Origin of the sequence: Amantichitinum ursilacus (genome assembly GCF_001294205.1) — a bacterium.
Lineage (GTDB): Bacteria > Pseudomonadota > Gammaproteobacteria > Burkholderiales > Chitinibacteraceae > Amantichitinum > Amantichitinum ursilacus.
In genome coordinates this window covers 319,646-332,292 of record NZ_LAQT01000009.1, presented here as the reverse complement: position 1 = coordinate 332,292, position 12,647 = coordinate 319,646, and the positions used below count along the sequence as shown (strand labels likewise).

Sequence of the window (12,647 nt, the reverse complement as noted above, 5' to 3'; positions counted from 1 at the left end):
CCAGACTAAGAGCGGTCAGATCAGACCGTAACGCGGATCGGGTTCGCTGGCCAGGCCAAATTCGGCCGGATAGCTTACGCCAGCCAGATACAGGCCGTCGGGCATAAACGTCGGCGGCGCCACCGTGCGATCACGCAAGGCGATCATGTGCAAAATCCATTCCGGCGACTCGTTGCCTTTGCCGATATGCAACAGCGCACCCATCAGATTGCGCACCATGTGGTGCAGAAAGGCATCGGCCTCAAAATCAATCGCCCACAGCGTGCCCATGGCATTGATGTCGACCCGCTTCATGGTTTTGACCGGCGTTTTGGCCTGGCATTCGGCGGCACGGAAACTACTGAAATCATGCGTGCCCAGCAATAACCTGGCAGCGGCGCGCATCGCGTCCACATCAAGTTCGTTATGTATCCAGCCCACGCGCCCCGCCAGTAAAGCCGGACGCACCGGATGATTTAGCAATAGATAGCGATAGTGGCGCGACGTGGCACAAAAGCGCGCGTGAAACGCATCGGGGACTTCTTGCGCCCAACGCACCGCCACGCCATCGGGCAGAAAGCTGTTTACGCCACGCACCCATGCGGTCAGCGGGCGTTTGACGTCGGTATCAAAATGCGCGATCTGGCCGCTGGCGTGCACGCCGGTATCGGTGCGGCCCGCTGCGTGCACACGGATCGGCTCGCCCGCCATGCGCGACACCGCGTATTCCAGCGCGCCTTGCACCGTCAGCTGATCGGGCTGCACTTGCCAGCCGCAAAAAGCCCGGCCGTCGTATTCGATGGCGAGCGCGTATTTCATGCGTAAACCGATGAGAAAAAAACGAAGGTTAGCACGATGCCTGACAGCAGCCCGATCAGCAAGCTGCGTTGCGGCGGTGTCAGCCGCACTTGCGGCAGCGTAACCACTGTGGCAACGGGCGAGCTGGGCGACGCGGGGGCATCCGCCGCAAGTTGATCCAGCGCGCTCAACTGCCGCCACAAGCCGCGCCAGTCCTGCCGTTCTGCCAGTAAGGCTTCGGCTTGGTCCATCGTAAGCGCCAGGCGCAAAGCCCAGCGTTCACGATTGATGCCCAGCGCGCGCAACGGCGCAGCCAATATATATAAGCCAGCGAACAGGCGATTGCGATCCATGCCGCGCAGCAACCATTGCAACGCGCTGAGCACCGCCAGCAGCCGTAGCGCCTGCACGCCGCCCGCCATTAAACCTTCGCGCGTCGGGGCGCCCCAGCCGGACCACAGATAAAGGCCCGGTGTGGAATAGCCATACACAATCAATATCGCCAATAGCAAAATGCGCACGCGCCGCAGCATGCGCGCCATGCGCGGCCATTCCAGCCAGCTGGTCAGCAGCACCAGCAGCACGGCGCAAACGACAAGTGGCGTGGGCCGCAACAACTGCAGCACACACGCCACCCATAGCCAGCAAAGAACCCGGTTTGCCGGATGCACTACCCGTCGACCTTACAGCGCATCCAACAGGCTACGCGCTTCGGTTTGCTGGTTGGCATTGCCTTCGCCCAGTGCTTCTTGCAGGATTTCTCGAGCGCCTTCGACATCGCCCATATCGATATAGGCACGCGCCAGATCGATCTTGGTTTGCACCGGATCATCGCTGGCAAAGTCGCTGCTTTGCAGATCCTGGCCAGCCGGTGGCGGGGTCAGCGCCAGATCCAGCGTATCCAGGCCCGGCACTGCCGGAGCCGGCGATGCCACCACAGGTTCGTTCAGATCAAAGCTGAAATCGAGGCCCAGATCGTCTTGCGCTTCGGCCGGAGCCGGTGCGGCAGCCAGCTCTTCCGGCATATCCAGCGAACCCAGATCCAGATCGAGGTCCAGATCGGTGTCTTCCAGGCTACCCAGATCGGCCGAATAATCCGGCTCGGCTTCAAAATGGGGATCAGCCGACGTTTCTGCCAGACCGGTGTTCAGCCCCGCATCCAGACCAAAGTCCAGGTCGTGATCAAGGTCAGCGGTGGCGTTCAGATCGGCCAGCGGATCGCTATCAATCGCGGGGTTGAGGGTCGGCTCGGCCAGCGGTGCGGCCGGCGCTTCCGGCACGCTGAACTGGTCCAGATCAAAGTCGAGATCGTTGCCCAGATCGGCGGCCAGGTCCGTCGCGGCGGTGTCTTCCACCACCGGCGCAGCGACTGGTTCCAGATGCGGCATGTCAAACACCGGCGCATCGGCTTGCGGGGCCAACGGCGACGGGGTTTCCGCCAGCAGCGAAGCCGGTTCAGCCGCGGCAACCGGGTCGGAGCCCAGATCAAAATCAAGATCATGACGGGCCGCTTCAGACGCAGCGGCAGCACCTGCCACGGCGACACCTGCAACCGCAGCGCCAGTCAGCAACGCGCCGGTGCCCAAAGCCGGTTCTGCGACAGCGCCAGCCGCGGTGCCTTCAGTACGACCGTACAGAGGGTTTTCCGGGTCCAGCGTGCGGCCGGTGTAGGCAGCTTGTTCCCACAGCGGACCACGGCCGTTTTGCGCGGCATACAGATCGGTGGCCACTTCTTCAAACGAGGTTTTGTCTTTGCGTGCGGCGTAGATTTCCAGCAATTTCATGCGGATTTCGTGGCGCGACGGGTCTTTCGACAAAGCGTCTTTCAGGATTTCTTCGGCTTGCGCATCACGACCATAGGCCATGTACACCTCAGCTTCGGCAATCGGATCGACTTCATCGGTATCGATGGTGCCGAGGCCTTGACGGCTGAAATCGGTCAGGAACGAATTTTCGGTCGGTTGCGTGCTGATCACCGCGCCGCCGGTCTGGCCCAGCACCGTGTTCGGCTTCAGATCGCCACCGGTAATGATGCTGTCTTCAAATGCAGCCGGCTTTTTGCGACGACGCATATAAAAGAATGCGCCTGCACCCAGCAGCAGCACCGCGAGGATGCCGCCCGGGATCAGCGGATCGTCCATGATGGTGTCCATCAGCGACGGCTCGGCGACCGGCACGGTGACCGGGATCACACGGCGCTTGTGCACCACGGCTGGCGCGCTGGCGACATCCGAAGCCGCAGCGGGTGCGGAAGCCACATCGCTGGCAGCGACCGGTGCCGATGCGGTTTCGCTGGCAGCGGCAACCACTGGCGCTGCGGTCGCAACCGGCGTGGGCGCAGGCGTCGGCACAGCGGTCGGTTCGGGTGTTGGCGTGGCTTTGGCGGCCGAAGCGGCGCCTTGCATGGCCAACAGACCCTTCATGTCCTTGACGTTCTTTTTGAGCGAATTGACGCGGTCTTGCGCGTCCTGCATTTCTTTTTGCTTGCCGACGCGCGCTTCTTCTTTGGCGTCTTTGCTGCCACCGTTAGCGGCGGCTTTGTCCGAGCCCTTGGACAGCTTCAGCACATCCTTGCTTTGCTGACCCTCGGTAACGCCCTTGTCTTCGACTTTGGCGCCAATCTTGCCGCTAATGGACTGATTGCCCGACTCAGCGGCGGGGGTTTTCTCCGCGTTCTCAGCCACCTGGTCACGGTAGGCGTGCCAGTTTTGCGACTGCAGATGGATTTCTTTGGCGGCATCCTTGCGGCTGACTTCGGCCATTTTTTCTGGCGTCGGCACTTGCAGGATGCGGCCCCGCTTGAGACGGTTCATGTTGCCGTCAAAAGCGCTGCTGTTATTGCGATACAGGCTGACCAGCACTTGCTCCAGGCTCACCCCGCCCGGCTGCACCGAACGCGCAATACTCGACAGCGTGTCGCCTGATTTAACGGTATAGCTATCGGCGCCAGCGTTGTCGCCGGCAGCAGCGGCCGGTGCGGCTTGTGCCACGGGTGCCGATGCAACATTGTCAGTGGGCGCCTTGGCGGCGGCACGAGCACGGCGGCTGCCACCGCGACTTCTTACAGTCGGGCTGGACGGTGTGATGGCCTTGCCAAAAGTGCGAGTGCCGCTGAAGTTGCTGGCGGCCGAGCCACCATTACCGTTGCTGGCGTTGTTGTAGCCCACGGGATCAATCAAAGCGGTATAGGTGCGCTGAATGCGGCCCGAGGCCCAGTTCAGGTCTACTACCAGATCCAGCACAGGCTCGCTAATCGCCTGGGCAGAGTTGACCACCACGTAATACTGGCCGTTGGGGCGCTTGTCGATCTGAAAGCGCAAACCCAGTCCACCTGCGGGGTACGGCACTTGCGCTGCGCTGAACGCTTCTGGCGGCGCCAGGCTGACGACCAGCGAATCGGCTTCTTCCGGCTGCACGGAAACCAGGTCGATTTCCCCGCGGAAAGGTTGCCCCAGCCCGGACAAGACATTTAAACGTCCCAACCCGGCTGCTTCGGCTCCCCATGGCGCCGCGATCATCAGCGCCAGTACGCAGGCTTTGACTCCAGTTTTGATAGGCACAGCTTCCCCCGTTGCTTTTATTACTTAAGACACGTTGCGATCGTGCCCGCATCCCAATCAGGGACGAGAACATAACATCCGGTAGCAAAGCCCTGCAAGGCGCTTGCCACGGGCAATCCTGACGCGGTCAGAATTGCAAAAATCGCCAATTCAATTGTCATTGTCAAATCAAATATCCATTCCATTCAATCAATACAACAGAATGAATACTGATTACCCCTGTTTTTTTAACTACTGATACTGCGTCGGCGCGCAATCCGGCTCAGTTGCCAGTGCGTGCGCGCCCAATCCCACAACGGTTTTAGCGCCCCTTGCGCCAACTCCGCGGGCGGCTGTTGCCCTAAAAACGACAATGCCGACCAGATTGCAGGTACTGCTTGTTCTATTTGCAATGCGCTTGCACGGGTTTGTTTGCTTAATTTTTCGCCCGCCGCATTGGCCAGCACTGGAATATGCGCATATTCCGGAAGCCGATAATGCAGTAATTGCCGCAAATAATTCTGACGAGGGGTCGAATCAAGCAGATCAGCGCCGCGCACGATATGCGTTACACCTTGATCCTGATCATCCACCACCACCGCCAATTGATATGCAAACAAACCATCGGCGCGCCGCAACACAAAATCGCCCACCTCATTAGCGAGATCGGCGGTTTGCGCACCCTGAATTAAATCAATAAATCGCAGCGGCGTATCTACCGTTCGTATCCGCCAGGCGCGCGGTTCGCGGCCAGATGCCAATCCGTGGCGACAAATACCAGGATAAACCGGACCATCAATACCCGCATGGGCCACTTCGGCGATTTCTTTGCGTGAGCAGCCGCATGGATAAACCATGTCAGCATCACGCAAGCTTTGCAGCACTTGCGCGTAGCGCTGTTGGCGCTCGGCGCTGTTTTGATAAACAACCGGACCATCCCATTCAAAGCCCCAGGCGTCTAGCAAATGCAATATGCGATCCGCCGCGCCGGGCATACAGCGGGTGACATCCAGATCTTCCATGCGCACCAGCCAGCGACCGTGATGCGCGCGTGCGTCCAGATAGCTGGCTACCGCAGCAATCAATGAGCCCTGATGCAGGTCGCCTGTCGGGCTAGGCGCAAAGCGGCCGCAATAGGGCGCGTTGTGGGCGGGCAAACTGGATGGGAATGTAGAGGCGTTATCGGACATATCTATAAGGGATATATGCAAAACCGCGCTTTATGACAGGCGTGCTTGGCATGTAATTGCTTCAGGGCAGCCAGGCTTTACGCTAAAATGCCCGGCTAATTCACCCATTTTATACGGGGCTGCCCTGCGGCGCTGCCCTATCCCGACTCCAGAAAAGGACAAATCATGACCTACGTTGTCACCGACGCCTGTGTGAAATGCAAGTACACCGACTGCGTGGACGTATGCCCGGTGGATTGCTTTCGTGAAGGCCCCAACTTTCTGGTCATCGATCCGGACGAGTGTATTGATTGCACTTTGTGCGTGGCTGAATGCCCGGTCGAAGCCATTTACGCCGAAGACGACGTGCCCGGCGATATGCAGCAATACATTGCCCTGAACGCCGAGATGTCGCAGGTGTGGCCCGCCATCGTGGAAAAGAAAGACCCGATGTCCGACCACGAAACCTGGGCGGCGGTGAGTGGCAAGTTTGACCAGATCGAGCGCTGATCACCGCATGTTTGCGCCCGCGCAGACATGGCAAAGCATGATCGCGGTTGCCGTGCGGTCGCTAATCTGCTTATAATCGCCGATTCACCCCTTGTCTGACCGTCGTCGCACGCGGCAGACTGAACCAATCCGTAAGGAGAGCACATGCGACATTATGAAATCGTATTTATCGTGCACCCCGATCAGAGCGAGCAAGTGCCCGCCATGATCGACCGTTACAAGTCCCTGATCGCTACGGGCAACGGCACGATCCATCGCCTGGAAGACTGGGGCCGCCGTCAACTGGCTTACCCGATCCAGAAAATCCACAAGGCTCACTACGTTCTGCTGAACGTAGAGATCGGCCAGGAAACCCTGGACGAACTCGAGCACGCCTTCAAGTTCAACGACGCCGTACTGCGCCATCTGACCACCAAGATGGAACACGCTGTGACCGAAGCTTCCCCGATGATGAAGGAAGAAAAGTCCCGCTCGCTGACCCCGGCTTCGCAAGAAGGCCAGGCTGCTTAAGCTGCAAAGCGCAAGCACTAAACCAGTGACGATCAGTAACCAGGTCACGTTGACTGCAACATTGCTTGAAAAACAAGCGCTAAGGCTAACGCCCGCTGGCATCCCGATTCTTGAAGTGACTTTGCTGCACGAATCGGAACAACAGCAAAACGGTATGCCCCGACGCGTTACCCTGGAAGCAGTGGCCAAGATTACCGGCCCACTTGCCAAACGGTTTGTTGAGCAGGTTGCAATTGGTCAGGCACTACAGATTGGCGGGTTTCTCGCCAGCGCCGGACAAAAACAACGTAACCGCCTGGTACTGCACATCGAACAGTACGAATTGTTGAATTAAAGGATCTATCCATGTCTCGTAATCTTTTCAAGCGGAAGAAATTCTGCCGCTTTACCGCTGAAGGCATCAAAGAAATCGACTACAAGGACACCGCGCTCCTGAAAGATTTCATCGCTGAAAACGGCAAGATCATCCCGGCCCGTATCACCGGCACCAAGGCCAAGTACCAACGTCAACTGTCGGCTGCCATCAAGCGCGCGCGCTTCCTGGCTCTGCTGCCGTACACCGACCTGCACTAAGTCGGGGAACATATAACATGCAAATCATTCTTCTTGAAAAAGTGGGCAACCTGGGTGGTCTGGGTGACGTGGTTAAAGTGAAGGACGGCTTCGCCCGTAACTTCCTGATCCCCCAAGGCAAAGCCAAGCGTGCTACCGAAGCTAACCTGCAAGAGTTCGAAGCTCGTCGTGCAGACCTGGAAAAGCGTCAAGCTGAAATCCTGGCCGGTTCGCAAGCTCGTGCTGAAAAGCTGGCTGGCGCTTCTGTCACCATCAGCCAGAAGGCTGGCGTTGATGGCCGTCTGTTTGGCTCGGTTGGCACCGCTGACATTGCTGATGCGTTTACCGCTGCTGGCAACGAAGTGAGCAAGAACGAAGTCCGTCTGCCGGAAGGCGCCCTGAAGGCTGTGGGCGAATACGAACTGGTGCTGGCTCTGCACCACGACGTAACCGTGGACGTGAAAGTGGTTGTGGTTGGCGAGCACTAAGCTCACCGCGCGGCTGGTTACAGCCGCAGCATCACACCAGAAAACGGGAAGCTTATGCTTCCCGTTTTTTTTATGCGCGCGATACCCGGCACGCTGCCGCCCCATACATGGGTATACATACAACACAGCGCCCGGATGGCATAAAAAAACAGCCCACTGGCAGCGGCATTTGCGCGCCCTTCTCTCTATAATCACTCTCTGTTTTATCAGAACACCGGCACTGCCCGAGGAAGCCTATAGCCATGCGCAAGTTGATCAACCCGACCGATGTCGCGCGCGAAACCTTCAAGCAGCTGGCGGTGCGGCGTATTCCGCCCACTCCTGATCATTACGAAGAGATTTACCATGGCATCGCCGGCACGCCCGAGGAAGAGCGCATCCCGCCGCTGGCCAAACAGCTGGAAGACACGCTGTCATCATTGCCGCGCCAATCTCCCGAACTTTCCCGCTCACTGGACCAGTTGCGCCGCTGCATCCGCGCCAGCAACTGGGAGAAAGTCACCGAACTCGCCATTCGCTGCGTTGAACTGCAAGGCGGCCAGACGCAACTGGCACGCGGCTGGGCCGAACTGATTCGCGATCTGGTCAAACAGTGGGATTTACGCAATCCCAACTACACCGCCGCGCGCAAGCAAGATGCGCTGGAGCGGGTGCTGATCAACTTTGGTGGCGACCCATCCTCGCTGAACGAAAAACTTGATGGTCTGGTGCGCGCGTGGGGCGAAACCGGCACGCCGTCTGACGGCTTGGGCGAAGCCGACGAAGCGGTGCAACCGGCGTCCAGCATCGCGCCCATGGCTTTAGACCCAGCGGCGCCTGGCGGCCCTGCTAGCTGGGCGGAATGGCGCGAATCCTTGTCGCATGCCCTTGATCTGGGCCTGGCCGCGCGGCTGACGCATTACCCCGAAATCGCCATTGAGGCCGCCGCACTGGCACGCGAAGCGGATGCAGTCGCCAACGAAGGCGATCTGCAAAAGTTTATGCCGCGCCTGAAGAAATTCTGGATCCGGCTGGAGCTGAGCAATTCGCAAGAAACGCGCTTGTGTGATGGCCTGCTCAGCCTGTTGCGCCTGCTGACCGACAATATCGGCGAGATCATCGTCGATGAAACCTGGGTGCGCGGCCAGATTGCCGTGGTTCAAGAAATCATGGCGCAGCCGCTGGACATGCGGCTGATCTATGACGCGGAAGCCGGCATCAAGGAAGTGATCTACAAGCAAAGCGTGCTCAAGCAAGGTCTGCGTGAGGCGCAGGCGGCGCTGAAATCAATGATGTCGACGTTTATTGATCGGCTGGGCACGATCTCCGACAGCACCGACCAATATCAACAACGCATTACCACTTATTCCGAGCAGATCAGCCGCAGCAATAACTTGTCCGATCTGAAGGTCGTGCTGGAGAACCTGACGCACGACACGCGCTCGATGCAGCTGGATGTGGTGCGTAGCCGCGACGAGCTGGTCGAAGCGCGTACGCGCGTCAACGAAGCGCAAACCCGTATCGACGAGCTGGAAAAAGAGCTGCAAGCAGTCAGCGAAAAGGTGCGCGAAGACCAGTTGACCGGCGCAATGAACCGCCGCGGCCTTGATGAGACCTTGACGGTTGAGGCCGCCCGCGCGCTGCGCAGCGGCAAGCCGCTGGGGCTGGCGTTGCTGGATATCGATAACTTTAAAAAGCTGAACGATGTGCGCGGCCACAGCGCGGGTGATCAGGCGTTGATCCACCTGGTGGCGGTGGTTAAATCGCTGTTGCGTCCCACCGACAAAATCGCGCGCTACGGTGGCGAAGAGTTTGTACTGCTATTGCCAGAAACCGATCTGCGGGAATCCGAAGCCGCCATGCTGCGTTTGCAGCGCGAACTGACGCGACGTTTCTTCTTGCACAATAACGACAAGGTGCTGATCACCTTCAGCGCGGGCGTGACGCTGCTGGCCCCCGGCGAAATCGGCCACGAAGCCATCGACCGCGCCGATGCCGCCATGTATCGCGCCAAGCAGGCGGGCAAGAACCGCGTTGAAGTCGAAGTGCCGCCCGATACCGTGGCCTCGCCAGGCTAAGAGCCGCGTGTAGTTCAAAAAAAAACGGGCATGGATCAAAAATCCCTGCCCGTTTTTAATTGCTACGATTCAGCGCGGATTACGCGCCGAACAATTCATCCGTGGTGCAGACCGCCGTACCCAGCTTGCCCACCACAATGCCGGCCGCCCGATTGGACCACTGCATGGCTTCCGGCAACGCCTGCCCGGCCGCCAGCATCAAGCCCAGCGTACCGATGACGGTATCGCCCGCGCCCGAGACGTCATACACCTCGCGCGCCAGGGTCGGCGTGTGGTTGACGCCCTGTTTGCGGAACAGAGTCATGCCTTCCTCGCTGCGCGTAACCAGCAGCGCATCCAGATCGAGCTGTTCGCGCATTGACTGCGCCTTGGCCACCAGATCGGCCTCATCACGCCACGGGCCCGCCACCTGACGGAACTCGGAGCGATTGGGCGTCAGCAGCGTCGCGCCACGGTAGCGCGCATAGTCTTCGCCTTTCGGATCAACCAGCACCGGCTTGTTGGCATTACGCGCGGCCGCGATCATCTCGTAGACGTGGCGCAAACCGCCCTTGCCGTAATCCGACAAGATCACCACGTCGATATCGGCCAACAGTCGACGGAAATCATCCAGCTTGCTGGCGAGGATTTCGTGGCTGGGCGATTCTTCAAAGTCGATACGCAGCAGTTGCTGTTGCTTGGCCAACACGCGCAATTTAACGGTGGTGGCAATGGCTGGATCGCGGTAAAGCTGCGCATCCACGCCGTCAGCAATCAGCAGGCGTTCCAGACTATCGCCCGCTTCGTCTTCGCCCACTACGGCCAGCAAAGTAGCCTTGCCGCCCAGCGCGGCAATATTGCGCGCCACATTGGCGGCGCCGCCCGCGCGCTCGTCGGTTTTGCGGATGCGCGCCACCGGTACCGGCGCTTCGGGCGAAATGCGATCGACATCGCCAAACCAGTAACGGTCCAGCATTACATCACCCACCACCAATACGCGCGCAGTGCTGACCGCGCTGCGCAGTGCGGTGAATTCAGGCGTTTCAACGGCGGCCGATGGCGTCATAGTCAATTCCGTATTCACGAACCATGGCCGGGTCGTACAGATTGCGGCCATCGAGAACCACCGGCTGTTTCAGCGTGGCGGCAATGCGTTCAAAGTCAGGGCACTGGAATTCTTTCCATTCCGTCACGATCAGCAAGGCGTCTGCGTCGGTGAGCGTACCCATTGGCGATACCGAGTAATCGATGCGGTCGCCCAACGTATGGCGCGCTTCCTGCATCGCGACCGGGTCAAACGCGCAGACCGTGGCGCCGCGGCTCAGCAAGCCATCAATGATGACCAGACTGGGCGCTTCGCGCATATCGTCGGTGCGCGGCTTGAACGCCAGGCCCCACAGTGCAAAGCGGCGCCCACGCAGATCTTCGCCGAAGCGGTCTACCACTTTCTGCAGCAGACGTTCCTTTTGCAGATCGTTAACGGCTTCCACCGCCCCGAGCACTTGCAAGTCCATGCCGTACTCAGTTGCGGTGCGGCGCAGCGCTTTCACGTCTTTGGGGAAACACGAACCGCCATAGCCGCAACCCGGGTACAGAAAACTGTAGCCAATGCGCGGATCAGAGCCGATGCCTTTGCGCACCAGTTCAATATCAGCGCCCAGCTTTTCCGCCAGGTTGGCCAACTCGTTCATAAACGAAATGCGCGTGGCCAGCATGGCGTTGGCGGCGTATTTGGTCAGTTCGGCCGAACGGATATCCATCACCAGCATGCGTTCATGGTTGCGCTGGAACGGCTGATAAATGCTGCGCATGATGCGGATGGCGCGTTCATCTTCCGCGCCGACCACAATGCGATCCGGGCGCATAAAGTCAGCGACGGCCGCGCCCTCTTTCAGAAATTCAGGGTTCGACACCACACCAAACGGCACATCGACGCCGCGCCTGGCCAACTCTTCACGAATCGCATCGGCCACTTTTTCGGCGGTGCCGACCGGCACGGTCGACTTGTCGACCACCACTTTGTAGTCGGTCATGTACTTGCCGACATTGCGCGCGGCAGCGGTCACATATTGCAGATCGGCCGAACCGTCTTCGCCAGGCGGCGTGCCGACGGCAATAAACTGCACGGTGCCATGCGCGACCGATTCTTCGATATCGGTACTGAAACGCAGACGCCCCGCTTCGACATTACGCGCCACGACATCGTCGAGGCCCGGTTCGTAAATCGGGATGCCGCCCGCACGCAGTATATCGATCTTGCGCTGGTCAAGATCGAGACACAGCACGTCGTTGCCATATTCAGCGAGGCATGCGCCGGTGACCAGGCCTACGTAGCCGGTACCAATCACAGTGATTTTCATAAGCCCGTGACTTCCTTGATGTTCTGGTTGATTTTTTTAAGAGTGGCCAGCGGATCCGCGCTTTGCGTAATCGGGCGGCCAATCACCAGATAATCGGCGCCTGCACTTAGGGCGGCCTGAGGCGTCATCACCCGGCTCTGGTCATCCAGCGCCGCATCGGCGGGGCGGATGCCAGGCGTAACCAGTTTGAAGTCCGCGCCACACAACGCCTTTAGCTGCTGCGCTTCTTGCGCCGAACACACCACGCCATCCAGACCACTTTGCTGCGCCAGTTGCGCCAGCCGCGGCACTTGCACCTCGGGGCCCGGCAACCCCAGATCAGCCAGTTGCTCGGCATCCATGCTGGTCAGCACGGTGACGGCAATCAACAAAGGGCGATGCGACAGCCCTTCCAGCGCATCGCGCGTGGTTTCCATCATCTTGCGTCCGCCCGAAGCGTGCACATTCACCATCCACACCCCCAGGCTGGCGGCAGCTTTGCAGGCTTGCGCCACGGTATTGGGGATGTCATGGAATTTAAGGTCGAGAAACACATCGAACCCGCGACCAATCAGGCTTTCCACCACGCCCGGCCCGGCGATGGTAAACAGCTCTTTGCCCACCTTCAGCCGGCATTCCTGTGGGCTGACGCGATCGGCAAAAGCCAGGGCGGCTTTTGGATCAGCGTAATCGAGGGCGACAATAATGCGAGGATCTTGAGACATAA

The 12,647-nt window shown here is 59.4% G+C and carries 13 protein-coding genes; 6 read left to right on the top strand and 7 right to left on the bottom strand.

What is annotated here, in order from left to right; genetic code table 11:
* Positions 1–15: 15 nt before the first annotated feature.
* The 4 genes from truA to gluQRS all read right to left on the bottom strand — a co-directional run bounded on the left by truA (position 16) and on the right by gluQRS (position 5,506).
* Positions 16–798, bottom strand: a complete 783-nt coding sequence (truA, locus tag WG78_RS12835; RefSeq protein ID WP_053938222.1) for a tRNA pseudouridine(38-40) synthase TruA — start codon at positions 796–798, stop codon at positions 16–18.
* Complete coding sequence (locus WG78_RS12830) at positions 795–1,412, bottom strand: energy-coupling factor transporter transmembrane component T family protein (RefSeq protein ID WP_269082668.1); 618 nt, start codon at positions 1,410–1,412, stop codon at positions 795–797. The genes truA and WG78_RS12830 overlap by 4 nt, the downstream gene beginning before the upstream one ends.
* Before the next feature lie 48 nt (positions 1,413–1,460).
* Positions 1,461–4,337, bottom strand: a complete 2,877-nt coding sequence (locus WG78_RS12825) for a motility hub landmark protein FimV (protein WP_152969184.1) — start codon at positions 4,335–4,337, stop codon at positions 1,461–1,463.
* A 227-nt stretch (positions 4,338–4,564) separates the two neighbouring features.
* Positions 4,565–5,506, bottom strand: coding sequence for a tRNA glutamyl-Q(34) synthetase GluQRS (gluQRS, locus tag WG78_RS12820; protein ID WP_053938219.1), 942 nt, complete (start codon positions 5,504–5,506; stop codon positions 4,565–4,567).
* Positions 5,507–5,671: 165 nt separating this feature from the next.
* On the opposite strand from gluQRS, the gene fdxA reads away from it, so the two are divergent.
* The 6 genes from fdxA (at position 5,672) to WG78_RS12790 (ending at position 9,602) form a co-directional block, all read left to right on the top strand.
* Complete coding sequence (gene fdxA, locus WG78_RS12815; protein WP_053938218.1) at positions 5,672–5,995, top strand: ferredoxin FdxA; 324 nt, start codon at positions 5,672–5,674, stop codon at positions 5,993–5,995.
* Between the two features lie 144 nt (positions 5,996–6,139).
* Positions 6,140–6,505 carry a 30S ribosomal protein S6 gene (gene rpsF, locus WG78_RS12810; protein WP_053938217.1) on the top strand — a complete coding sequence of 122 codons (366 nt, stop codon included), beginning with the start codon at positions 6,140–6,142 and terminating at the stop codon, positions 6,503–6,505.
* Between the two features lie 25 nt (positions 6,506–6,530).
* Positions 6,531–6,839: a primosomal replication protein N gene (gene priB / locus WG78_RS22125; RefSeq protein ID WP_161805115.1), complete on the top strand. Its 309-nt coding sequence runs from the start codon at positions 6,531–6,533 to the stop codon at positions 6,837–6,839.
* A gap of 11 nt (positions 6,840–6,850) precedes the next feature.
* Positions 6,851–7,078 (top strand): 30S ribosomal protein S18, encoded by a 228-nt coding sequence (gene rpsR, locus WG78_RS12800; protein WP_053938215.1) that lies wholly within the window; start codon positions 6,851–6,853, stop codon positions 7,076–7,078.
* 17 nt (positions 7,079–7,095) lie between these two features.
* Positions 7,096–7,545: a 50S ribosomal protein L9 gene (gene rplI / locus WG78_RS12795; RefSeq protein ID WP_053938214.1), complete on the top strand. Its 450-nt coding sequence runs from the start codon at positions 7,096–7,098 to the stop codon at positions 7,543–7,545.
* 242 nt (positions 7,546–7,787) lie between these two features.
* A complete protein-coding gene (locus WG78_RS12790) occupies positions 7,788–9,602 on the top strand; it encodes a GGDEF domain-containing protein (protein ID WP_053938213.1) in 1,815 nt (604 codons plus the stop codon).
* A 79-nt stretch (positions 9,603–9,681) separates the two neighbouring features.
* Here WG78_RS12790 and rfaE1 read toward each other — a convergent pair whose 3' ends face one another.
* The 3 genes from rfaE1 to pyrF are packed head-to-tail and all read right to left on the bottom strand — an operon-like array spanning position 9,682 to position 12,645.
* Positions 9,682–10,647 carry a D-glycero-beta-D-manno-heptose-7-phosphate kinase gene (gene rfaE1 / locus WG78_RS12785; protein WP_053938212.1) on the bottom strand — a complete coding sequence of 322 codons (966 nt, stop codon included), beginning with the start codon at positions 10,645–10,647 and terminating at the stop codon, positions 9,682–9,684.
* Positions 10,625–11,941, bottom strand: a complete 1,317-nt coding sequence (locus tag WG78_RS12780; protein ID WP_053938211.1) for a UDP-glucose dehydrogenase family protein — start codon at positions 11,939–11,941, stop codon at positions 10,625–10,627. The genes rfaE1 and WG78_RS12780 overlap by 23 nt, the downstream gene beginning before the upstream one ends.
* A complete protein-coding gene (pyrF, locus tag WG78_RS12775; protein ID WP_053938210.1) occupies positions 11,938–12,645 on the bottom strand; it encodes an orotidine-5'-phosphate decarboxylase in 708 nt (235 codons plus the stop codon). Before pyrF ends, WG78_RS12780 begins: the two co-directional genes overlap by 4 nt.
* Positions 12,646–12,647 lie beyond the last annotated feature (2 nt).